Raw genomic sequence first — 22,560 nt, 5'->3', positions numbered from 1 at the left:
GCGATGGAGCCCGCGGCCTGCGTCCTCCTGGCCGACGACGTCGAGGCCAACGTCGAGTTGCTGGAGGACCAGCTCGCGCCGCTCGGACTTCGCACGCTGCGCGCCGCCGACGCGCCCGCGGCGCTCGCGCTCGCGACCGAGCGTCGACCGGACCTCTGCATCCTCGACGTCTCGATGCCCGCCGGCGCCCTCGGCGTGCCCGACCGCGACGCCGGCTTCGAGGTCTGCCGGCGCCTCAAGCGCGACCCGCGCACGGCGCGCATCCCGGTGATCTTCGTCTCCGCGCTCAACGACGCGGCCGACCGCCTGAAGGCCATCGAGTGCGGCGGCGATGACTTCCTCGTCAAACCGCAGAACCGCCACGTACTCGGCGCGCGCGTGCGCTCGCTGCTCAAGCTCAAGGGCGCCACCGACGCGCTCGAGGAATCACTGCGCCGGCTGCGCGAAATGCAGAAGGCCCGCGACGACCTCACGCGGATGGTCGTGCACGACCTCAAGACGCCGCTCACCTCGATGCTCGCGACGCTCGAGATGCTGCGCGACGGCGACTTCGGCACGCTGGGCGATCGCGCGGCCCGCGCCCTCTCGGACGTCGAAGGCAAGGCCGAGGACCTGCTCGGGCTCATCCATAACCTGCTCGATGTCGATCGCGCCGAGGCCACGCCCCTGGTGCTGGCACCGGAGCCCATCGCGCCGGCCGCCTTCCTCGCCGAGCTCAGCTTCGACTGGGCCCTGCGCTTCCACCAGGAGCAGACCACCGCCAGCACCGACGTCGCCGACGACGCGCCAATCTTCCACGGCGACAAGGCCATCCTCAAGCGGGTGTTCTCGAACCTCATCCAGAATGCCATCACGCACTCGCCGATGCCGGTGACGCTGTCCTTGGGTGCCCGCCGCGACGCCGACGGCATCTGCTTCACCGTGCGCGACGATGGGCCGGGCATCCCGGACGAATACCAAGACACGATCTTCGCGCCCTTCACCCAGCTCAGCGTCCCCAACGCGCCGCGGGTGTTCTCCAGCGGCCTCGGCCTCGCGTTCTGCCGCGTCGCCGTGGAGCGCCACGGCGGCCGGATCTGGGTGCGCAGCAGCGAAGGGCAGGGCAGCACGTTCTCCATCTGGCTGCCCGTGGGTTCGGCGGCCTGAGCGGCGCGGTTAGATTTCCGGCTATGGGCACCACCTCCCCGACCGTCTATATCGAGACCTACGGCTGCCAGATGAACGTCAGCGATTCCGAGCTGATGTACGGGCGGCTGGAGGCCGAGGGCTATGCCGCGGTCGATTCGCCCAACGGCGCCGACGTGGTGCTGGTCAACACCTGTGCCATCCGCGACAACGCGGAGCAGCGCGTCCTTGGCCGCCTCGGCGAGCTGCGGCGTGACCTGAAGCCCGGCGCCGTCCTCGGCGTCACCGGCTGTATGGCGCAGCGCCTCGGCCCTCGCCTGCTCGAGACGGACACGCGCGTGCAATTGGTCGTCGGCCCCGACGGCTACCGTTCGCTGCCGGCGCTGATCGACGGCGCGCGCAACGGCGAACGCTTCAGCGCCACCGACTTCGACCTCGAAGAGCATTACGAGGACTTCTCGGCGCGGCGCTTTGAGGGCGTGAAGGCCTGGATCCCGGTGCAGCGCGGCTGCGACTACCGCTGCACCTACTGCATCGTGCCGACCACGCGCGGCCCCGAGCGTTCGCGCAAGCTGGCCGACGTCGTCCGCGAGACGGCCGAGGTCGCGCAGCGCGGCATCAGCGAGGTGGTGCTGCTCGGTCAGACGGTAAACTCCTACCACGACGGCACGCACGATTTCGCCGACCTGCTGCGCGCGGTGGGTCGTGTGGACGGCATTCGCCGCGTGCGGTACACCAGTCCCCATCCCAACGACTTCTCGGACCGCGTGATCGCCGCGATGGCCGAGACGCCGACCGTCTGCGAGCACGTGCACCTGCCGATGCAGTCCGGCTCCACCTCGATGCTCAAGCGGATGCTGCGCCGCTACTCGCGCGAGGAGTACCTCGACTGCGTGGCGCGCCTGCGCGCCGCGATGCCGGGCCTCGGCTTGACCACCGACATCATCGTCGGCTTTCCGGGCGAGACCGACGACGAGTTCGCCGACACGCTCTCGCTCTGCCGCGAGGTGCGCTTCGACGACGCGTTCACGTTCAAGTTTTCCGCGCGCGAAGGCACGCCCGCCACGCGGATGCCGGCCGAGTGGACGATTCCGGACGCGGTGGTCGATGCGCGTTACACTGAGCTGTTGGCGACCATCCGCGGCATCTCGCGCGAGAAGAACCTCGGGCGCCTCGGCGAGCGGATGGAGGTGCTGGTGGAGAAGGAGGCGCGCAAGGGCGGCGATCTCTACCAGGCCCGTTCGCGCGACTTCAAGACCGTGCTCGTGCCCGGCAGTCCGGAACTGATCGGCAGCTATCTCACGGTGGAGCTCACCGGCACGACGGGCGCGACCTTCACCGGCACCCCCGTGCAGGAACGGCAGCCGCTGCCGATGGCGGGGTAGCGCGCGTCGCGAGAGCACTGACGGCGGTGTCGTGATGCGATGAGGGGTGTCGGAGACGGCAGGATGCGTCTCGATGCCCCTCGTGTTCATTGCGGCGGTGGTCTGGGCGGCGGGGACGGCGCTCGGACTCGGCGGCTCGGCGTGGACCGGCGCGCTGGCGCTGCTCTCGGCGTTCGCCGGGCTTGCGCTCCTTGCGCTGGCTGCGCGGTGGGCGGTTGCTGCCGCGTTGGGCTTGATCGGCGCCGCAGCCCTGACGCTCGGGGCGGATCTGCGTGCGGCCGACGCCGCCTGCTTGGAGCAGGCCCGTGCCGCGCGCAGTTGGGAGGTACGCCTCCTGCGGGAGGCCGCGCCCGGGGGCTTCGCGACCGCCAAGCTCGTCACCGACGCCTGCGTGCTTCGCGTGTCGATTGCGGTGCGGCAGGGCAGGGCGCCCGCCGGCAGCGTGGTGATGGTCACCGGCGCGGAGCCCTCGGCCGGGCCGCGCGGCCTGTTGCTGCGCGACGGGACGGTTCAGCTGCGCCGCGGGCCGCGGCCCCTGGCGCGCTGGCGCAATCACGTGGCCGCCTCGCTCGACCGACGCTTTGGCGAGCGGGCGGGTCTCGCCCGGGCGCTGCTCATCGCCGACACGCAGGGGCTGGCGCCGGAACTGCGCGAACGTTTCACCGATGCCGGTCTCGTGCACGTGCTGGCGATCTCGGGCCTCCACGTGGGCATCATCGCGGGGGCGCTGCTGTTGTTGGTCGAAGCGCTACGACTGCCGCCGCGCGGCGGGCGCGCGCTGGCGGTGGTGTTGGTCGCGCTGTACGTGCTGGCCATCGGCGCGCCGCCGGCCGCGCTACGGAGTGCGGCGCTCTTCGCGGCCGTGAGCAGCACGCGCTGGATGCAGCGTCCGACCTCACCGTGGGCGCTGTTCGCTCTCGCGGCGACGGCGCCCTTGCTGCAACCGCGCACGGTGCTCGAACTGGGATGGCAACTCTCCGTCGCCGGCTACGCGGGCGTGATGGCAGCCGGACGCACCGCGCGACGCCTCACGCCCGAGCGTTGGCGCGGGTGGCGCGCCCGCGTGCTTGGCGAGGTGATGGTCGGCCTCTACACCACGGCCGCGACCGCGCCCTTGGTGGCCTGGCACTTCGGACGGCTCAGTCTCGTGGGTGTGGTGAGCAACCTGGCCGCCGGCCCAGTCGTGGCCGTGATGCAGCCGACCTTGTTTCTCGCGATGCTCGTCCCCGGTGACGCCATCGGGCGCTTCGTCGCCGATGCCGCCGCCCCGCTGCTTGGTGCGCTTGATGCCGTGGCCAGTGTATCCGCCGCGATGCCGTTCGCGGCCATCACCGTCGCACCGACGTTCGTGGCGGCGTGCATCGCGGCGGCGGCCGTCGGCGCTGCGGTGGCCGCGGCCTGGGCGCGGCACTGGGCACCGTGGGCCACCGTCGCCGTCGCGCTCGCGGGCCTCCTCGTGTGGGTGCCTGATCCGCGCCTCGGTGGAGCCGGGCCGCTCGAGCTCCACTTGCTCGATGTCGGCCAAGGTGATGCCATCGCCGTGCGCACACCCCGCGGCCGCTGGGTCGTCATCGACGCCGGTCGCACCTGGCGCAGCGGTGACGCCGGCCGCAGCACGGTGGTGCCCTACCTGCGTCGGCAGGGCGGGGCGTTGGCGATGTTCGTGCTCACGCATCCGCACGCCGACCACGTCGGCGGCGCGGCCAGCGTCGTACGTGCGCTGCGTCCGTCGGAGTTGCGCGATGCCGCATTCGTCGCCGGCAGCGGCCCCTACGCCGAGATGCTGCGCGCCGCACGCGATGTCGGCGCCCGCTGGCAGCGCGTCGGGCCCGGCGAGTCCGTGGAGATCGACGGCGCGCACTTCGACTTCCTCGCGCCCGACTCCGCGTGGACCGTCGCGCTCAGCGATCCCAACGAGGCCAGCACCGTGCTCCGCGTGCGCTACGGCAACCGGAGGTTCCTGCTCACCGGCGACGCCGAGCACCGACTGGAGGACTGGCTGCTTGCGCAGGACCCCGACGCGCTGCGCGCCGACGTGCTCAAGGCCGGCCACCACGGCTCGCGCACGAGCAGCACGCCCGCCTTCGTCGAGGCCGTCTCGCCTCGTCTCGCCCTGGTCTCCGTCGGCACCGCCAACACCTACGGCCACCCGGCCGCCGAGGTGATGCAACGCTTCGTGGCACTGGGTGCCACTGTCCTCCGCACCGACCAACTCGGCACCGTGATCGTCCGCACCGACGGCGAGCGCCTGGAGGTGGAAGCTGCCGGTCACCGCTGGAGCATTCGGGAGAGGCTCTCGCCATTGCCGTAGCCAACGAGATGCGAGACCTTACTCAATCGGCCTGTCGCCTCCGTCCTCCGTCATCCGTCCGATCGTGGTCAACCACACCGATTACTCCGTCGTCACCATCGAGCGCTACATCATCGAACAAGAGCGTCGCTTCCCCGACGCCACCGGTGAGCTCTCGGGCATCCTCTACGACCTCGCGCTGGCCAGCAAGATGATCGCCAGCAAGGTGCGCCTGGCCGGCCTCGTCGACATCCTCGGCGCCCAGGGCAGCGACAACGTGCAGGGCGAGGCCCAGCAGAAGCTCGACGTCATCGCCAACACCATCATCGTGAAGGCGCTGGACCACGGCGGCCGCCTCTGCGCGATGGCGTCCGAAGAGGAACCGGAACTCATCCACATCCCCGAGAAGTTCAAGCGCGGCAAGTACGTGCTGCTCTTCGACCCGCTCGACGGATCGTCCAACATTGACGTGAACGTGCCGGTGGGGACGATCTTCTCGGTGCTCAAGAAGGTGAGCGAGGGGGAACGCGCCACGATGGAAGACGCGTTGCAGCCGGGCCTCAAGCAGGTGGCGGCTGGCTACGTCATCTACGGCTCGAGCACGATGCTGGTGTACACCACCGGCCGCGGCGTGCACGGCTTCACGCTCGACCCCTCGATCGGCGAGTTCCTGCTCTCGCATCCCGATATGCGGATCCCGGAGCACGGCCGGTATCTCAGCGTGAACGATGCATATGAACAGGACTGGTCCGACCCGGTGCGCGCCCTGATGCGCCGCTACCGCGGGCTCGACGGCAAGCGCCAGTCGATGAACGTGCGCTACGTGGGCTCGCTGGTGGCGGACTTCCATCGCAACTTGCTGGGTGGCGGTCTCTTTGCGTATCCCGCCAACACGAAGAGCCCCGACGGCAAGCTCCGCCTGCTCTACGAGTGCAACCCTCTCGCCTTCATCTGTGAGCAGGCCGGCGGCGCGGCCATCGATGGCCAGCGTCGCATTCTCGAGGTCCAGCCGACCAAGCTGCATCAGCGCTCGCCGTACTTCGTCGGCTCCAAGGCCGACGTGGAGATTGCGGCCGAGATGCTGGCCAAGGGGTGAGCGACGTGAGCGACAAGAAGTCCGCGCCGGCGGAAGCGCTCTCCCCGAGCGGCATCCCGATCGCGCCCGTGTACCGCCCGGCCACGCCCGATGCGGCGTACACCGCGCGGCTTGGCGATCCCGGGCAGTTCCCGTTCACGCGCGGCGTGCAGCCCACGATGTACCGTGGCCGGCTCTGGACGATGCGCCAGTATGCCGGCTTCGGGACGGCGCAGGAGACCAACGCGCGCTTCAAGCTGCTGCTCGAGGCGGGGCAGACCGGCATCTCCACCGCCTTCGACCTGCCCACGCAGATGGGATTGGACTCCGACTCGCCGCGCGCCTTGGGCGAAGTCGGTCGCGTGGGCGTCGCCATCGATTCGGTCGAGGATATGCACCTGCTCCTCGCCGACCTGCCGCTGGACCGCGTCTCGGCGTCAATGACCATCAACGCCACGGCCTGCGTGCTGCTGGCGATGTATGTCGTGGTGGCCGAGGAGCGCGGCATTCCTCGGGCCAAGCTCAGTGGCACCATCCAGAACGACATCCTCAAGGAATACATCGCGCGCGGGACGTACATCTATCCGCCCGAGCCTTCGCTGGCGCTGATCGCCGAGTCGTTCCGGTTCTGCGCCGCGGAGATGCCGAGTTGGAATCCCATCTCCATCTCCGGCTACCATATCCGCGAGGCCGGCGCCACCGCGGTGCAGGAGTTGGCCTTCACCTTCGCCAACGCGCTCGCCTACGTGCAGCGCGCCGTGGACGCCGGCCTCAAGGTGGACGACTTCGCGCCGCGGCTGAGCTTCTTCTTTGCCTGCCACAACGATCTCTTCGAGGAAGTCGCCAAGTTCCGCGCCGCGCGCCGGATGTGGGCCACGCTGATGCGCCAGCGCTACGGCGCCAGCGATGCCTCCTGCAAGCTGCGATTCCACACGCAGACCGGCGGCGTCACGCTGATGGCGCAGCAGCCGCTCAACAACGTGGTGCGCGTCGCCGTGCAGACCTTGGCCGCCACACTCGGCGGCACGCAGTCGCTGCACACCAACGGCTACGACGAGGCGCTGGCGCTTCCCACCGCCGAGGCCGCGACGCTGGCGCTGCGCACGCAGCAAATCGCCGCGTATGAGAGCGGCGTCGCGCAGACCGTGGACCCGCTGGCAGGCAGCTACTATGTGGAGTCGCTCACCGATGAGGTCGAGCGCCGCGCCCTCGCGCTGCTCGGCCAGGTCGAGGAGCTCGGCGGCAGCTCGGCGGCGATCGACGCGCGGTTCTTCCAAGAGGAGATTGGCCGGTCGGCGTACGAGTTCCAGCTCGCGGTGGAGCAGGGCAGCCGCGTGATCGTCGGCGTGAACAAGTTCGGCGACGGCGCCGAGCCGCCGATCATTCCCGCGCCCGATTTCTCGGCCTTGGAGCAAGGCCAGCGCGAGCGGCTCGCCAAGGTGAAGGCCGTGCGCGACGCGACGGCCGTGCGGGCGGCGCTGGATGCGATTGCGGCGGCGGCACCGGCCTACGCTTCGGAGTCTGCGACGCGCGAACCGTTGATGCCGCTGATCATCGCAGCGGTGAAGGCGCGGGCGACCGTCGGGGAGATCTCCGATGTGCTGCGCGGGGTGTGGGGAGAGTACCGGCCGGCGTAGCGGGATGTACTCCACCTGCACCTTCTGCCACGCGCCGCTCGGCCGCAACGAATGCCTCGAGCACTTCCCGGTCGGGCGTCGTCTCGCCTTTGACCAAGCGAAGGGCCGGCTGTGGGTCGTCTGCCCGGCCTGCCGCCAGTGGAACCTCTCGCCCTTCGAGACGCGCTGGGAGGCCATCGAGGAAGGGGAGCGGCTGTACCGCGACGCCCGGATGCGGGTCACCACCGACCACATCGGGTTGGCCAGGCTGCGCGACGGCACCGAGCTGATCCGCATCGGCGAGCCACTGCGGCCGGAGTTCGCGGCGTGGCGCTACGGCGAGCGGTTCAGCACGCGCTGGCGGAGGACCGCGATGTGGTTCGGCGTTGGTGCGGCAGCGTTCGCGGGATACGCCGCGGCGGGACCGTTGCTTGGCGTCACCTTTGGTGGCGTCGCCTCGATGCCGCTCAACATCTACTCGATGCTCAAGAACTCGTACGACGACCGGAAGGTCGTGGTCAGTCACCGGGACGAGTTCGGGCCATTCATCCTGACGCGCGGCCATATCCGGAGCACGCGGATCGTGGCAGACGCGGATTCTCCGTCGGGCTGGAGCATCGAGGCAATGAGTCGCCCCGGCGTCCCGGACCGCCGAGGTTTCGGGCCAAGCCACAAGATGTTCGGCAAGGACAGCAGTCTGGAAAAGGTGCGGCGCGTCCGCGGCCCGGCAGCGCTCGACGCGCTCCGCGCGATTCTACCGGAGGTCAATGCCTCCGGAGGCCTCAAGGGCACGGTGCAGGAGGCGGTGCACTGGCTCGAGTCCAAAGGCGGGCCGGAGCGAATGTTCATCGACGGCGTGAAGTGGTCCGGGCGCTCGACGAGTTTCGAGCGCAGCTGGCAGCTCGGCGAACTCGACAAGCCCATCCGCCTCGCCCTCGAGATGGCCGCCCACGAGGAAACCGAACGTCGCGCGCTGCAAGGCGAACTTGCCGCGCTCGAGGCCGTCTGGCGCGAAGCCGAGGAGATTGCGGCCATCGCCGACGAGCTCACGCTCCCCGAACGCGTCACCCAGCGGCTTGAACGCCTCCTGCGGGACCGCTAAGTTTAACAGGCTCCACACCTTACGCCTGTTCCGCACCGATGCCGACGTACGAGTACCGTTGCCCTGAGGGGCACGAGTCCGAGGACTTCGTCCTCAAGATCAGTGATGCCAAGCCCGAGATTCCGTGCCCCAGCTGTGGGGCCGCGGCCACGCGCCGCGTGAGCGCGGGATCGGGCCTGCTCTTCAAGGGCTCCGGCTTCTACATCACCGACTACGGCAAGGACGGCAAGAAGGACCAGCGCGCCACGACGGACAAGTCGGGCGGCGGTGCCGCGAAGCCCAGTGGCACACCGGCGACGCCCGCGCCTGCAGCGGCACCGGCGTCGGCGCCAGCGAGCGCCGCACCGTCGTCCCCCACCTCTGGCGGTTCCGGCAGCGGCGGCGCGAGCAGCGCCTCGTGAGCGAACTGGACCGCCTCCGCGACGCGCTGCTGCGCGCCGCCGTCTCGCTCGGTGCCCCCGACGACCTCAAGGTCGCGCTCGAACGCCCGCGCGATCCCGCGCACGGCGACTGGGCCTCGAACGTCGCGATGACGCTGGCCAAGCCGCTGGGCAAGAAGCCCCGCGACATCGCCGAGCAACTGGTGGCTTCGCTGGACCGCAAGGCAGCCGGGGTGTCGGACATCAGCGTCGCCGGCCCGGGCTTCATCAACTTCCGGCTCGACGCCGGTGACCTCGCGAGCGGACTCGCCCGCGTGCTCGCCGCGGGCAGCGAGTACGGCCGCGGCACCGGCGGGGCGGGGAAGGTCGCGAACGTGGAGTTCGTCTCGGCGAATCCCACGGGCCCGTTGCACGTCGGCCACGGCCGGCAGGCCGCGCTGGGCGATTCGATCGCCGCGCTGCTGCAGTCGCAGGGCTGGAACGTCACGCGAGAGTTCTACTACAACGATGCCGGTGTGCAGATCGCCAACCTGGCGAAGAGCACGCAGGCACGGCTGCGTGAGCGCGCCGGAGAGCCGCTCGAGATTCCCGAGGGCGGCTACCACGGCGAGTACATCAAGGACATCGCGGAGACTTACGCCCGCGAGTTCCCGAATGATCCGCGCGGCGACGACCTCGCGCAGGTGCAGACGGTGGCCGTGCGCGAGCTGCGCAAGGAGCAGGACCTCGACCTGCGCGCCTTCGGCGTGAAGTTCGACGTCTACTACCTCGAGAGCTCGCTGTACACCGACGGCTTGGTGGAAAAGACCGTCACGGCCTTGCAGGCCAAGGGCCACACCTTCGAGGACGATGGCGCGCTGTACCTGCGCACCACCGACTACGGGGACGACAAGGACCGCGTGATGCGCAAGCGCGACGGCACTTACACGTACTTCGTTCCGGACGTCGCCTATCACGTGACCAAGTTCCAGCGCGGCTTCACGCGCGCCGTCAATGTGCAGGGCGCGGATCATCACGGCACCACGGCCCGCGTGCGCGCCGGCCTGCAGGCGCTGGAGATGGGCATCCCGCAGGGCTATCCGGAGTATGTGCTGCACCAGATGGTCACGGTGGTGCGAGGTGGCGAGGAGGTGAAGATCTCCAAGCGCGCCGGCAGCTACGTCACCGTGCGGGACCTCATCGACGAAGTCGGTCGCGATGCGGTGCGGTACTTCTTCCTGATGCGCAAAGGCGACAGCCAGCTGGTGTTCGACGTGGACCTCGCGCGTTCGCAGAGCGAAGAGAATCCGGTCTATTACATCCAGATGGCCCACGCTCGCGTCTGCGGCATCTTTCGCGTCGGCGAGGTGGACGTGAACGCCATCACCGGCGACGGCGTGAACTGGGCCGCGCTCGACACGCCTGAGGAACGCGAGCTGGTGAAGGCGATCCTCGACTGGCCGGCCTTCGTGGCGACGGCGGCCGAGAACCTCGAGCCGCATCGCGTGGCCAACTGGCTGCTCGAAACCGCGCGCCTCGTGCACACCTGGTACCACAAGCACCACGTCCTCGGCGAGGCGCCGGAAGTGATGCAGGCCCGCCTCGCCCTCGCCAAGGCGGTGCGCATCACGCTCAGCAACGGCCTCGCCCTGCTCGGCATCGCCGCCCCGGAGAGGATGTAGTTTTCCTGCGGCTGCGGTTGGGATGGTAGGCGCGGTTGGGTTTGTAGGTGCGGTCGCAGTTGTAGGTGCGGTCGCAGTTGTAGGTGCGGTCGCAGTTGTAGGTGCGGTCGCAGTTGCAGGTGCGGCTGCAGTTGCCGTGGCAGGTGCCGTTCCCTTCCGTCCTCCGTCTTAAGTCCTCCGTCTTCCGTCCAATGTCCGTTCTCGTTGTCGGTAGCGTCGCCCTCGATTCCGTTGAGACTCCCTTCGGCAAAGCCGACGAGGTCCTCGGCGGCTCGGCCAACTACTTCGCCGCCTCGGCCTCGCACCAGACGCCGGTGCAGCTTGTCGGCGTCGTCGGCAGCGACTACCCGATGGAGAAGCTCGAGCCGCTGAAGGCCCGCGGCATCGACTTCGCCGGCCTCGAGACGGCCGAGGGCGAGTCGTTCCGCTGGCGCGGTCGCTACCGGCACGACCTCAACTCCGCCGAGACGCTGGAGACGCGCCTCGGCGTATTCTCGCACTTCCGGCCCAAGATTCCCACGCAGTTCCGCTCGGCCGAGTATGTGTTCCTCGCCAACATCGACCCGCGCCTGCAGCTCGAGGTGCTCGGACAGGTCGAGAAGCCCAGGCTGGTGGCTTGCGACACGATGAACTTCTGGATCGAGTCGCGCCGCGCGGACCTGCTCGACCTGCTCGGCAAGGTGGACCTCATCACGCTCAACGACGCCGAGGCGCGGCAGCTCACCGAGCAGGCCAACCTCGTGCAGGCGGCGCGCTGGATCCTCGCCCGCGGGCCTAAGACCGTGCTCATCAAGAAGGGGGAACACGGCGCGTTTATGTTCACCGCGAGCAGCGTGTTCTTCGCGCCGGCGTACCCGCTGGAGAGCGTCTTCGATCCGACTGGGGCTGGCGATTCGTTTGCCGGCGGCTTTATGGGCTGGTTGGCTCGCACGGGCGATCTCTCGGAGGCCAATATGCGTCGCGCGGTCGTCGTGGGCTCGGCGATGGGATCGTTCGTCGTCGAGGGCTTCTCGCTCCAGCGGCTGCTGGAGGTCAGCGCCGACGACATCGAGCGCCGCGTCGGGGAGTTCCACCAATTGGTCACCTTCGACCGGGCGCTGAACGCGTGAGCGCCGACGAGAAGCTGACCTACGCGAGCGCCGGCGTCGACATCGACGCCGCGGACGACTCGAAGCACCGCATCAAGAAGCTGGTCGAGAGCACGTTCACGGCCGGCGCGCGCGGTGCCTTCGGTGGATTCGGTGGGATGTTCCGGGTGCCGGAGGGTGCGCGCCAGCCGCTGCTGGTGGCCAGCGCCGACGGCGTGGGCACCAAGATCAAGACCGCCATCGAGGCGGACCGCCACGATACGATCGGGCACTGCCTGGTCAACCACTGCGTCAACGACATTCTGGTGCAGGGCGCCAAGCCGCTGTTCTTCTTGGATTACGTCGCGTTCGGCAAGCTGATTCCGTCGGTGGTGGAGGGCGTCGTGGCCGGCGTCAGCGCAGGCTGCCGCGAGAACGGCGCGTCGCTCATCGGCGGCGAGACCGCCGAGATGCCGGGCGTGTACACGCCGCCGGACTATGACTTGGCCGGCTTCATCGTCGGCTGGGTGGAAGAGGACGAGGTCATCACCAGCGCGGGCGTCAAGGACGGCGACGTGCTCGTCGGCCTCGCGTCCACCGGCTGCCACACCAACGGCTACTCGTTGGCGCGGCGCATCATCAGCGAGCGCCTCAAGCTCGGGCCACACGATCCGTTCCCCGAACACGGCGGCAAGACCGTCGCCGACGTGATGTTGGCCGTCCATCGCTCCTACTTGCCGGTGCTCGGTGGTGCGCTAGGTCGCATTCACGCGATGGCCCACATCACCGGCGGGGGAATCCCCGGCAATCTCGACCGCGCCCTGCCGTCACATCTTGACGCCGTGGTGGACACGGGCAGTTGGGACATTCCACCCTTGTTCAGGGTACTGGAGCAGGCCGGGCAGGTTGACCGTGCGGAGATGTACCGCGCCTTCAATATGGGCATCGGGATGATTGTGATTACCGACACAGCCGGTGCATCCTATATTCGTGATGTTGCAACGCAGGCCGGTGTCGCAAACTGGACCATCGGCCACATCCGTCCCGGTACGGGGCGGGTCCACCTCGTTTAGCCACGGAGCTGAACTCAATGCGTCGTATTCTCGTTGCCTCGTTCGCCGCTGCCGCGCTGACCTTTTCTGCGCCGTCCGCCGCGATTGCTCAGGGTTGCACCACAGGTGATGCGAACGCCGGCAACGCCTGCGCCGTCGGCCGCGATTACCTGCTGTATATGGCCCCGCAACTCGGCACCTCCCTCGTTGGCGGTAGCCACACGCTGGGCATCGGAACGAACCTCGGTGGCTTTCCGCACTTCGCGATCGCGCTGCGCGCGAACGCGATTATGGGCAGCCGTCCGGTGATCGACGACCTCGCGGCGGGACCGGTCGGGCCGGCGCAAGACTATGAAACTGAGGACCAGATCGTCGGATTGCCCACGGTGGACTTCGCACTCGGCTTGACCAAGGGCTTCAATCTCGGCATCACCCGCATCGGCGGCATCGATCTCATCGGCGGCGCGACCTACGTGCCGGAGATTTCCGAGGGCGACTTCAGCGTTGCGGCGCCCGGCGGCTCGCTGGCAATCGGCCTTGGCGCCCGCGTCGGGCTGCTCCAGCAGTCTGCGCTGCTCCCGGGCATCGCCGTCTCGTATATGCGGCGCAATATGCCGACGCTTGATCTCCAGGCATACACGGATGGTGGTGACAACCTGGCCATCAACAACCTGAGCGTGAAGACGTCGTCGTGGCGCATCTCGGCGCAGAAGAATCTCTTCTTGCTCCAGCTCGGCGCCGGCTACGGGCGCGACAAGTATGACTTCGGCGCCGACGTCACCGCGTCGGTCGACGGCGGCAGCCAGACCGGCTCGTTCTCGGCCAACCAGGCGATGGAGCGCACCACGATGTACGGCACCGTGGCGCTGAACCTCTTCCTCATCAAGATCGTGGGTGAGGTGGGCCAGGTGAGCGGTGGCAGCGCACCGACGTACAACAACTACTCGACGCCGGCCGATGCCTCGCGGACGTACGGGACCGTCGGTATCCGCATCAACTTCTGACCGCTGCTGACCTCGTGACCCCAGCCGACGCCGCGCAAGACGCGGCCTATATGCGCCGCGCGCTCGACTTGGCGCGGCGCGGTTGGGGGCAGACGGCGCCGAACCCTATGGTCGGCGCCGTCGTCGTTCGCGATGGACAGGTCATCGCCGAAGGCTGGCACGCGCGCTACGGCGGGCCGCACGCGGAAGCCGCAGCGCTTGCCGCGCTGCCCAAGAAGGGCGCGCGCGACGCCGACGTCTACGTGACGCTCGAACCCTGTGCGCATCACGGCAAGACGCCGCCCTGCACGGACGCGTTGATCAAGGCCAAGGTCCGGCGCGTCATCGTCGCCGTGCGTGATCCGAATCCCGTCGCGGCCGGGGGCATCGAAGCGCTCCAGGCGGCCGGCATCGAAGTCACCGTCGGCGTGGAGACTGCGGCCGCCGAGGACCTCAACGCGCCGTTCCTCTTCGCCGCGCGCCGGCAGGACCGCCCCTTCATCACGCTCAAGCTCGCGCTCTCCGCCGAGGGTGCCGTTGCACCCGCTGGCGGCGCGCGGCAGCAGTGGCTGACCGGCGCCGAGGCGCGCCGCCACGTGCATCACCTGCGTGCCGGTGCCGATGCGATTCTCGTCGGGATCGGCACGGTCTTGGCCGATAATCCCGCCCTCACCGTCCGCGACGCGCCGGAGCCTCGGGTGCCGCCCAAGCGCCTTGTGCTGGACCGCGAGGCCCGCCTGCCGCTGACCTCGCAACTGGTGCGCACGGCTCGCGAGCTGCCGGTGGCGGTGCTGGCCGAGCGGCCCGACCCGCAGCGGCTGGCGGCGCTCACCGCCGCCGGCGTCGAGGTCAGCGTGGCCGACGGCTTGGCCGCGCACCTCGCGGCCCTGCGCGCCCGCGGTGTTCGGCACCTCTTCGCCGAACCGGGGGACCGGCTGGCCACGGCTCTCATCGAGGGGAACTTCGTCGACCGCTTGGTTATCTTTCGGACGCCGGTCCCACTGGGGGCCGACGCCCTCGCCGGTGTCGGGAAGGTCCTGCCGCCAGCCGAGGGGGATGCCGCGTGGTCGGTGCTGCACGAGGAGCGTCTCGGCACCGATTGGCTTACCGTCTACGCGTCGGCATCCCGCTGATTCCACCCTGCGGGGCTCGATGTTCACAGGCTTGATCACAGCGGTCGGCGAGGTCGTCGCAGTCTCCACCACGGAGGCTGGGCGTGAGCTTGTGATCGCCGCGCCCTACGACGGACTCACGCTGGGCGAGAGCATCGCCTGCAACGGCGCCTGCCTGACGGTGCGCGAGTTCGCGCCCGGGCGCTTCACCGTCGCCGCGGTCGTCACCACACTGGATCGCACGACTATCGGCAGCTGGACGGTGGGTACGCGACTCAACCTCGAGCGCGCGCTAGCCGTCGGCGACCGCCTCGGCGGCCACATCGTGCAGGGGCACGTGGACGACGTGGGCGAGGTGATTGCCGCCGAGCGCCGTGACGACGCCTGCATCATCGACCTGCGCGTGCCGGACGAGGTGGACGAACTCCTCGTGCCGCGCGGCTCCATCGCCGTGGACGGCGTCAGCCTGACGGTCGTGGACCTGCCCGCCGCCAACGTGTTGCGGCTGAGCGTCATCGACCACAGCCTGCAACACACCACGCTCGGGAGCCTCCGGCCCGGGAGCCGGGTTCATCTGGAGGCGGACGTCCTCGCCAAGCATCTCAAGCGCCTCGCGGCGCCCTTACTCAAGACGTGAATATGTTCGGGACCATCGAGCAGGCCATTGACGACCTCAAGGCCGGCAAGTTCATCGTCGTCGCCGACGACGAAGACCGGGAGAATGAAGGCGACCTCATCTGCGCGGCGGAGTTCATCACGCCGCCGATGGTCAACTTCCTGATGCAGGCCAAGGGGATGATCTGCGTCGCGCTGAGCCCGGAGCGCGTCACCGCGCTGAACCTCGAGATGATGGGCTCGGAGAACACCGATGCGCTGCGCACGGCCTACACCGTCACCGTAGACGGCGCATCGCGCCACGGTGTGACCACCGGCATCAGCGCCAGCGACCAGGCCACGACCATCCGGCTCGTCGCCGACCCCAAGAGCGCCCCCTCGGACCTGCGTCGCCCCGGCCACGTGCATCCGTTGCGTGCGCGTGAGGGCGGCGTGCTCCAGCGCGTCGGTCACACCGAAGCGGCTGTGGATCTGATGCGCCTCGCCGGGCTCCAGCCCGCCGGCGTCATCTGCGAGATCCTCAAGGCCGACGGCTCCACCGCCAAGCGCGTGGACCTCGAGGCCTTCGCCAAGGAACACGGCCTCACGTTCATCACCGTGGCCCAGCTCGTCGCCCACCGCCTGCAGCACGAGCGGCTCGTGCACCGCGAGGCCGAGGCTCGCCTGCCCACCGAGTACGGGGAGTTCCGCCTCGTCGGCTACCGGAACGACGTCGACCAGCGCGAGCACGTCGCGCTGGTGTACGGCGACGTGGCTGGCGCCGACGACGTGCTCGTGCGGATGCACTCCAAGTGCCTCACCGGCGACACCTTCCATTCCCTGCGCTGCGACTGCCATTGGCAGTTGCACGAGGCGATGCGCCTCGTCGTGCAGGCGGGGAAGGGCGTGATCGTGTACCTCGACCAAGAGGGCCGCGGCATCGGCCTGCTCAACAAGCTCAAGGCCTACCAGTTGCAGGACGAAGGCGCCGATACGGTCGAGGCCAACGAAAAGCTGGGCTTCGCGCCTGACCTGCGGAACTACGGCATCGGTGCGCAGATCCTGCTCGACCTCGGCCTGCACTCCATCCGGCCGATCACGAACAATCCCAAGAAGCTCGTCGGGCTCGAAGGCTACGGCCTCACGCTCGGCGAGCGCGTGCCGATCATCTCGCCGTCCAACGGCGAGAACGCCGAGTACCTCGAGACCAAGCGCACCAAGCTCGGTCACCTGCGGGCGGTCTGATGCCGGAGTTCATCGGGGTGCCGACGGCCGAGGGCCGTCGGGTGGTCATCGTCGTCAGCCGCTTCAACGAGCACGTCACGCAGAAGCTCGCCGACGGCGCGCTGGAGTGCTGCCTCAAGCACGGGGCCAAGCTCGATGACGTAGACGTCATCTGGGTCCCGGGGGCCTGGGAGCTGCCGCCCGCCGTGATGAAGGCGCTGCAGACGGAGCGCTACGACTGCGCGGTCGCCGTCGGGGCGGTCATCCGCGGCGAGACGCCGCACTTTGACTTCGTCGCGGGCGAGGCCAACCGCGGCTTGGCGCTGCTGCAGGGCGAGTTTGGCGTGCCGATCGGGATGGGCGTGCTGACGACGGACACGATGGCGCAGGCCGAGGCCCGCGCCGGCGGTGCGCACGGCAACAAGGGCTGGGACGCGGCACTCGCCGCGCTCGAGATGGCCGACCTTTTCGGCCGCCTCGACCTCGCCGCCGGCGCGGACGACTGATGGCCCGCGTCGAGACCCGTGGGCGCGTGCGCGCCCTGCAGGCGCTGTACGCCTGGGACGTGCGCAAGGAATCCACGCCATTGCCCCGCGTCGCCCATCTCGTGTGGGACGACCTCGCCATCGCACCCGACGAGCGGGAGTTCGCCGAGCGCCTCATCCAGCTCATCGTCGCCGACCAACCCACGATGGACGCCGAGCTCGCCGAGGTGACCACGAACTGGCGGCTGGAGCGGCTCGGGCACATCGAGCGCTGCGTGCTGCGCCTGGGCGCCGCCGAGCTCACGCAGGGCGGCACGCCGCCGCGCGTGGTCATCCAGGAATGCGTGCGGCTCGCCGAGCGTTTTGGGTCTGGGCCCAGCGCCCGCTTCGTGAACGGAGTCCTCGACGCGCTGGCCCGGCGGATGGGTCAGCTCTCTTGAAGCTCGTCGCGGTCAACTGGCAGGACCTCGACAATCCGCTCGGCGGTGGCGCCGAGACGCACTTGCACGAGATCCTCGAGCGCCTCGCGGCTTGGGGACACGAGGTCGTGCTACTCTGCGGTGGTTGGCCCGGCTGCCCGGTGCGCGGGCAGCGCGGCGGCGTCGAGATCCATCGCGTCGGGACGCGGCAGACCTTCGCGCTGCTCGCCCGCCGCTACTGGGAGCGGCACCTGGCCCATCGCGGCTTTGACGTGCTGTACGAGGACATCAACAAGATGCCGCTGTTCACCACGCGCTGGAGCGGGCCGCAACGCACGGTCGTCGTGGTGCCGCACCTGTTCGGCGGCGCGGCATTCCAGGAACTGAATCCCGTCCTGGCCGGCGCCGTCTGGCTCTCCGAGCGGCCCATCCCGTGGATGTACCGCGGCGTCCCGTTCCAGGCCATCAGCGAGAGCACGGCCGATGACCTCGTCGCGCGAGGCATCGCGCGCGGGCTGGTGCGGGTCATCCCGCCTGGCGTGAGCTTCGACTACTACACGCCGGATGCTAGCGTCCGGGCTCCCGTGCCAACCATCGCGTATCTCGGCCGCCTTAAGAAGTACAAGGGTGTGGACCTGGTCATCCGGGCCTTCGCCAAGATGGCGCGTCCCGATGCCATCCTGGAGATCGCCGGGGCGGGGGACTATCGGCCGGCGCTGGAGCGCCTGGCGGACTCGCTTGCCCTCGGTGCGCGCGTACGTTTTCTTGGCTTCGTTACCGAGGAAGAGAAGCTGGCCTTGCTGCGCCGCGCCTGGGTGGTGTCCTTGGCGTCGCCCAAGGAAGGGTGGGGCCTGACCAACGTGGAAGCGGAGGCCTGCGGGACGCCGGTGGTGGCGTCGGATTCGCCGGGCATCCGCGAGTCGGTGCGGCACGGCGAGACGGGGTTCCTGGTGCGGCACGGCGACGTGGCGGCGATGGCGGCGGCCTACGATCGCCTCGCGGCAGATCCCGCGATGGTGGTGCAGATGGGCGCGAAGGCACGGGCCTTCGCGGAGTCCTTCACCTGGGACCGATGCGCCCGCGAGACGGAGGCGCACCTGCTCTCGGTGATCAACGGGGGAGGAGCGGCCTAGTGGAAATCGTCATCCATTCGCATCACGCGGACGTCTCGCCGTATATGCGCAAGCGCGCCCTTCGCGCCGTCGAACGGGCGGCCGCGCGCATCCCGCGGATCGTGGAAGGCATCATTCGCTTCGAGCAGGACGGCAAGACGCGCCGCATCACCGTCACGCTGCGGGCACCCAGGCACAAGGACCTGATGGGCAAGGGCGAAGGGCGCTTCTACGGCCCCTCACTCACCGCCGCCATTGCCAAGGTCAACGCCCAGGCCTCGCGCGAGAAGCGCTCGCACGGCCGGCCCGGCGGCAAGCGTTCCCCGCGCGTCTGAGCTGATGCCCACGTTGACGGTCGGCGCCCTCTTTGAGCGACTCAAGGACGAGCTGCAGCTCGACCTGCTCGGCAGCGCCGCCGGGCTCGAGCGCCCCATTGAAACCGACGATGCGTCGGGCCCGGGGCTCGTCCTCGCCGGCTACACCGGTCGCTTCGTCCACGAACGCGTCCAGGTGCTCGGCGAGACCGAAGTCAGTTACCTCAAGTCGCTCAGCCCGGCCGAGCGTCGCAACAATCTCAAGGCCTTCTTCGGCTTTCCGATTCCCTGCGTGATGGTGACCAAGGGCCAGGAACTCCCCGAGGGAATGGCTGAGCTGGCGAGCGAGTCTGGCATCGCCATCCTGCGTTCACAGCTGAAGACGCAGGACTTCTACCATCGCCTGGCGCCCTTCCTCGAGGACAGCTTCGCGCCGTCCACCAACCTGCACGGATCGCTCGCCGACGTGTACGGCGTGGGGTTGCTCTTCACCGGGCAGAGCGGCATCGGCAAGAGCGAGTGCGTGCTCGACCTCGTGGAGCGCGGGCACCGGCTGGTCGCCGACGACGTCGTCATCGCGCGCCGCAAGGGCGCCGATGTCATCATCGCGTCGGGCCACCCGCTGCAGCGGCACTTTATGGAGATCCGCGGCGTCGGCTTGATCGACGTGCGCGCGATCTTCGGCATCCGCGCGGTGCGCCAGCAGAAGCGCATCGAGGTGATCGTGCACCTCCAGCAGTGGAAGGAAGGGATGCCGGTGGAGCGTACCGGGCTCGACACCGTCACCACCGAGATCCTCGGTGTGCCGATCCCGCGCATCACCGTGCCGCTGAATCCCGGCAAGAACATCACGGTCGTGGCCGAGGTCATCGCGATGAACCACCTGCTGCGCTACAGCGGGGAGGATCCGGCGCACACTTTCAACGAGCGCCTCAAGGGCCACCTGCGCGAGAAGGCCGACGTGCAGCGCTACCTGCTCGACGACGATGAGTGACGCACCGCGGGCCGTGGTCGCGGGCCACGCCACCTTCGCACAGGGCCTGATCGCCGCCGTCGATCAGATCACTGGGCTCGGGCACCAGTTCGTGCCGGTGAGCAACACCGGCCTCGCCCCCGCCGCCATCGACGCCGCCATCCGCGAGGCGCTAGCCGCCAGCGGCGCCACCGTCGTCTTCACCGACCTGCCCGCCGGCAGCTGCACGATGACCGTGCGCCGAATGACCAAGCTCGAGCCCGGCATCACGCTCGTCACCGGCGTCACCTTGCCGACGCTGCTCGCCTTCGCGATGGGTGCCAGCGTGGAGGAAGCCGTCGCGAAGGGCCGAGAGGCGCTGGCCGCGCTGGAGCCGCCGCGTGGCGCTTGAGCACTTCCGCATCGACGACCGCCTGATCCACGGCCAGGTGGTCGTCGGGTGGGGGCAGCCCTGCAATCTTGGCTTCCTCGTGTTGGTGGACGATGCCGTCGTGGACTCGGAGTGGGAACAGGAGCTGTACCGGATGGGCGTGCCGCCGGAGATGGACCTGTTCTTCGACTCGGTCGAGAGCGCCGCGCGCCGCCTCCCCGACTACCGCGCCGATGCGCGCGCCGGCCTGCTGCTCACCGGCGACATCGCGACGATGGCGGCCCTGCAGGCCAAGGTGCCGGACATTCGTTGCGTGACCATCGGCGGCATTCATCATAAGGAAGGGCGCACGGCGCGCCTCCGTTACGTGTTCCTCACGCCGGACGAAGAGGCGGAGCTGCGCGCGCTGGCCGAGCGTGGCGTCACGGTGCGCGCGCAGGACGTGCCGTCCGCGCCGCCGATCCCGCTGGAGCAGGTCCTCACCGGAGACGGCAGCGGATGATGCCCGAACTGGCGGTGGAGCTGCTGCCCTTCGTGCCCATCGCCGTGCTCGGGGCGGTGCTCGGGCTCGACGTGGTCAGCTTCCCGCAGGCGATGATCTCGCGGCCCATCGTCGCCGCCACGCTCTCGGGGGCGATGCTGGGATTTCCGCTGCGCGGTCTGGTCGTCGGCGTCGCGCTGGAATTCTTCGCGTTGGAGTCGATGCCCTTCGGGGCCTCGCGCTATCCTGAGTGGGGATCGGCCGCCGTCGTCGGCGGAGCGCTCTTCGCCCTCACGCCGGACAACACGCCGGCCGCGATGACCATCGCGACACTGGCCGCCCTCGTGACCGCGCAGATCGGCGGGCTGTCGATGATCGCGCTGCGACGCTGGAACGCGCAGTGGGCGCGGCGGCAGCAGGCGGGCATCGCCCGTGGATCCGGACGCACCGTCATCGGGCTGCAGCTCGCCGGAATGACCGCCGACCTCATTCGCGGTGGCATCCTGACCTTCGCCGCGCTGGCGGTGTTCGCGCCGCTGCGCATCGCGATCCTCGAGACCTTCACCTTTCCCGGGACGCTCTCGCGCGCCGTGGTTGTCTCGGCTGCCTCGGCCGTGGGCCTCGCCGCCGTCTGGAAGGTCACGTCCACCACCGCCGGCGCGCGCTGGTGGTTGCTCGGCGGACTCGTGCTCGGCTTTGCGCTTGCGGGAGGGCTCTGGTGAACGCGCCGCATCTGCCCTGGTCCACCCGCGCCGCAATCCTGGTGCGCCTGCTCGGCATCCAAGGCGTCTGGAACTACGAGACGATGCTCGGCAACGGCATCGCGTTCGCGATGGAGCCGGCGCTACGGCAACTGCCCGGCGGGCGGGGCGGGGAGGCGTACCGCGCTGCGATGCTGCGGCACAGCGGCTACTTCAACGCCCACCCGTACCTCGCCTCGGTGGCCGTGGGTGCGCTGGTGCGCGCCGAGCTCGATGGCACTCCACCGGAGCAGATCGACCGCTTCCGGGTGGCCGCCCCCGGGCCGCTCGGCTCCGTCGGCGACCGGCTGGTCTGGGCCGGGTGGCTGCCGTTCTGCTCGGCCCTCGCCCTGCTCGGCTTCGGATTGGGGATGTCCCCGACTGGAGTCGTCCTGCTCTTCCTGATTTCCTACAATGTCGGCCACCTAGGCCTGCGGATCTGGGGCCTGCACGCCGGGTGGCAGGCGGGCCTGCGGATGGCGCAGGCGCTTGGCAACCCCATCCTCCGCAACGGGCCGCCGCACGTGGCGCGCGCCCTGGCCCTGCTGGCCGGGGTCGCGCTTCCGGTGGCCGCGAAAGAGATTCTGGGACCGGGCCGCGTCCTCCTGGGCGGGGTGCTGGCGGCGGTCGCTGTCGGTGCGGTCATCGTCACCCGCCTCCAAGGCAAGTACGAGGGCTGGCGTCTCGCCATCTTTGTGCTCGCCGCCTTTCTCCTCTACTCCGTGGTCCGCTGATGCTGCAACGTGACGTCGAGGTCGTGAATGCCAACGGGATCCACGCCCGCCCGGCCGCCGAGATCGTGAAGCTCGCCACGAAGTTCGGCGCGCACATCACGCTGGGCCGTGATGGGCTGGAGGTGAACGGCAAGAGCATTATGGGCGTGATGATGCTGGCGGCCGAGTGCGGGTCGACGGTGACCATCAAGGCCGAGGGCGACGACGCGTCCGCCGCGCTCGAGGCACTGGCGGAACTCATCGCCTCGCGCTTCGGGGAGCACTGA

24 protein-coding genes are annotated in these 22,560 nt (G+C 69.4%); all 24 read left to right on the top strand.

The annotated features are described in order from the left end of the window. Positions 1-3: 3 nt before the first annotated feature. The 24 genes from KF689_07520 (at position 4) to KF689_07405 (ending at position 22,560) form a co-directional block, all read left to right on the top strand. A complete protein-coding gene (locus KF689_07520) occupies positions 4-1,146 on the top strand; it encodes a response regulator (protein MBX3133216.1) in 1,143 nt (380 codons plus the stop codon). A gap of 23 nt (positions 1,147-1,169) precedes the next feature. Then, a complete protein-coding gene (gene miaB, locus KF689_07515; GenBank protein ID MBX3133215.1) occupies positions 1,170-2,510 on the top strand; it encodes a tRNA (N6-isopentenyl adenosine(37)-C2)-methylthiotransferase MiaB in 1,341 nt (446 codons plus the stop codon). 73 nt (positions 2,511-2,583) lie between these two features. Next, a complete protein-coding gene (locus KF689_07510; GenBank protein MBX3133214.1) occupies positions 2,584-4,821 on the top strand; it encodes a DNA internalization-related competence protein ComEC/Rec2 in 2,238 nt (745 codons plus the stop codon). A 64-nt stretch (positions 4,822-4,885) separates the two neighbouring features. Then, the gene (gene fbp / locus KF689_07505; GenBank protein MBX3133213.1) at positions 4,886-5,896 is read left to right on the top strand and encodes a class 1 fructose-bisphosphatase; all 1,011 of its coding nucleotides are present in this window, start codon (positions 4,886-4,888) and stop codon (positions 5,894-5,896) included. Positions 5,897-5,901: 5 nt separating this feature from the next. Next, the gene (locus KF689_07500) at positions 5,902-7,512 is read left to right on the top strand and encodes a methylmalonyl-CoA mutase (GenBank protein MBX3133212.1); all 1,611 of its coding nucleotides are present in this window, start codon (positions 5,902-5,904) and stop codon (positions 7,510-7,512) included. 4 nt (positions 7,513-7,516) lie between these two features. Continuing rightward, on the top strand, positions 7,517-8,593 hold the full coding sequence (locus tag KF689_07495; protein ID MBX3133211.1) for a hypothetical protein: 1,077 nt from the start codon (positions 7,517-7,519) through the stop codon (positions 8,591-8,593). A 38-nt stretch (positions 8,594-8,631) separates the two neighbouring features. After that, positions 8,632-8,994, top strand: a complete 363-nt coding sequence (locus tag KF689_07490; protein ID MBX3133210.1) for a hypothetical protein — start codon at positions 8,632-8,634, stop codon at positions 8,992-8,994. Then, on the top strand, positions 8,991-10,634 hold the full coding sequence (locus tag KF689_07485; GenBank protein ID MBX3133209.1) for an arginine--tRNA ligase: 1,644 nt from the start codon (positions 8,991-8,993) through the stop codon (positions 10,632-10,634). Before KF689_07490 ends, KF689_07485 begins: the two co-directional genes overlap by 4 nt. A gap of 191 nt (positions 10,635-10,825) precedes the next feature. Continuing rightward, a complete protein-coding gene (locus tag KF689_07480; protein ID MBX3133208.1) occupies positions 10,826-11,743 on the top strand; it encodes a bifunctional hydroxymethylpyrimidine kinase/phosphomethylpyrimidine kinase in 918 nt (305 codons plus the stop codon). Further along, positions 11,740-12,774, top strand: a complete 1,035-nt coding sequence (purM, locus tag KF689_07475; GenBank protein MBX3133207.1) for a phosphoribosylformylglycinamidine cyclo-ligase — start codon at positions 11,740-11,742, stop codon at positions 12,772-12,774. The genes KF689_07480 and purM overlap by 4 nt, the downstream gene beginning before the upstream one ends. Before the next feature lie 17 nt (positions 12,775-12,791). After that, entirely contained in the window at positions 12,792-13,757 is a 966-nt protein-coding gene (locus tag KF689_07470; protein ID MBX3133206.1) for a hypothetical protein, read from the top strand. Positions 13,758-13,771: 14 nt separating this feature from the next. Next, entirely contained in the window at positions 13,772-14,869 is a 1,098-nt protein-coding gene (gene ribD, locus KF689_07465) for a bifunctional diaminohydroxyphosphoribosylaminopyrimidine deaminase/5-amino-6-(5-phosphoribosylamino)uracil reductase RibD (protein ID MBX3133205.1), read from the top strand. 19 nt (positions 14,870-14,888) lie between these two features. Continuing rightward, the gene (locus tag KF689_07460) at positions 14,889-15,485 is read left to right on the top strand and encodes a riboflavin synthase (GenBank protein ID MBX3133204.1); all 597 of its coding nucleotides are present in this window, start codon (positions 14,889-14,891) and stop codon (positions 15,483-15,485) included. 2 nt (positions 15,486-15,487) lie between these two features. Then, entirely contained in the window at positions 15,488-16,687 is a 1,200-nt protein-coding gene (locus KF689_07455; protein ID MBX3133203.1) for a bifunctional 3,4-dihydroxy-2-butanone-4-phosphate synthase/GTP cyclohydrolase II, read from the top strand. Beyond that, the gene (locus tag KF689_07450) at positions 16,687-17,172 is read left to right on the top strand and encodes a 6,7-dimethyl-8-ribityllumazine synthase (GenBank protein ID MBX3133202.1); all 486 of its coding nucleotides are present in this window, start codon (positions 16,687-16,689) and stop codon (positions 17,170-17,172) included. The genes KF689_07455 and KF689_07450 overlap by 1 nt, the downstream gene beginning before the upstream one ends. Further along, positions 17,172-17,591, top strand: coding sequence for a transcription antitermination factor NusB (nusB, locus tag KF689_07445; protein ID MBX3133201.1), 420 nt, complete (start codon positions 17,172-17,174; stop codon positions 17,589-17,591). The genes KF689_07450 and nusB overlap by 1 nt, the downstream gene beginning before the upstream one ends. Next, on the top strand, positions 17,588-18,703 hold the full coding sequence (locus tag KF689_07440) for a glycosyltransferase family 4 protein (protein MBX3133200.1): 1,116 nt from the start codon (positions 17,588-17,590) through the stop codon (positions 18,701-18,703). Before nusB ends, KF689_07440 begins: the two co-directional genes overlap by 4 nt. Then, positions 18,703-19,017, top strand: a complete 315-nt coding sequence (locus tag KF689_07435) for a hypothetical protein (GenBank protein ID MBX3133199.1) — start codon at positions 18,703-18,705, stop codon at positions 19,015-19,017. The genes KF689_07440 and KF689_07435 overlap by 1 nt, the downstream gene beginning before the upstream one ends. Positions 19,018-19,021: 4 nt before the next feature. After that, positions 19,022-19,990: an HPr(Ser) kinase/phosphatase gene (gene hprK, locus KF689_07430; protein ID MBX3133198.1), complete on the top strand. Its 969-nt coding sequence runs from the start codon at positions 19,022-19,024 to the stop codon at positions 19,988-19,990. Next, the gene (locus KF689_07425; GenBank protein MBX3133197.1) at positions 19,983-20,360 is read left to right on the top strand and encodes a hypothetical protein; all 378 of its coding nucleotides are present in this window, start codon (positions 19,983-19,985) and stop codon (positions 20,358-20,360) included. Before hprK ends, KF689_07425 begins: the two co-directional genes overlap by 8 nt. Continuing rightward, positions 20,350-20,841, top strand: a complete 492-nt coding sequence (locus tag KF689_07420) for a PTS sugar transporter subunit IIB (GenBank protein ID MBX3133196.1) — start codon at positions 20,350-20,352, stop codon at positions 20,839-20,841. The genes KF689_07425 and KF689_07420 overlap by 11 nt, the downstream gene beginning before the upstream one ends. Continuing rightward, positions 20,838-21,542, top strand: a complete 705-nt coding sequence (locus KF689_07415; GenBank protein ID MBX3133195.1) for a PTS sugar transporter subunit IIC — start codon at positions 20,838-20,840, stop codon at positions 21,540-21,542. The genes KF689_07420 and KF689_07415 overlap by 4 nt, the downstream gene beginning before the upstream one ends. Further along, a complete protein-coding gene (locus KF689_07410; GenBank protein MBX3133194.1) occupies positions 21,539-22,294 on the top strand; it encodes a PTS system mannose/fructose/sorbose family transporter subunit IID in 756 nt (251 codons plus the stop codon). The genes KF689_07415 and KF689_07410 overlap by 4 nt, the downstream gene beginning before the upstream one ends. Then, a complete protein-coding gene (locus KF689_07405) occupies positions 22,294-22,560 on the top strand; it encodes an HPr family phosphocarrier protein (GenBank protein ID MBX3133193.1) in 267 nt (88 codons plus the stop codon). Before KF689_07410 ends, KF689_07405 begins: the two co-directional genes overlap by 1 nt.

Source organism: Gemmatimonadaceae bacterium (assembly GCA_019637355.1).
Taxonomy (GTDB): Bacteria; Gemmatimonadota; Gemmatimonadetes; order Gemmatimonadales; family Gemmatimonadaceae; genus Pseudogemmatithrix.
This window is presented reverse-complemented; position numbering and strand designations above follow the sequence as displayed.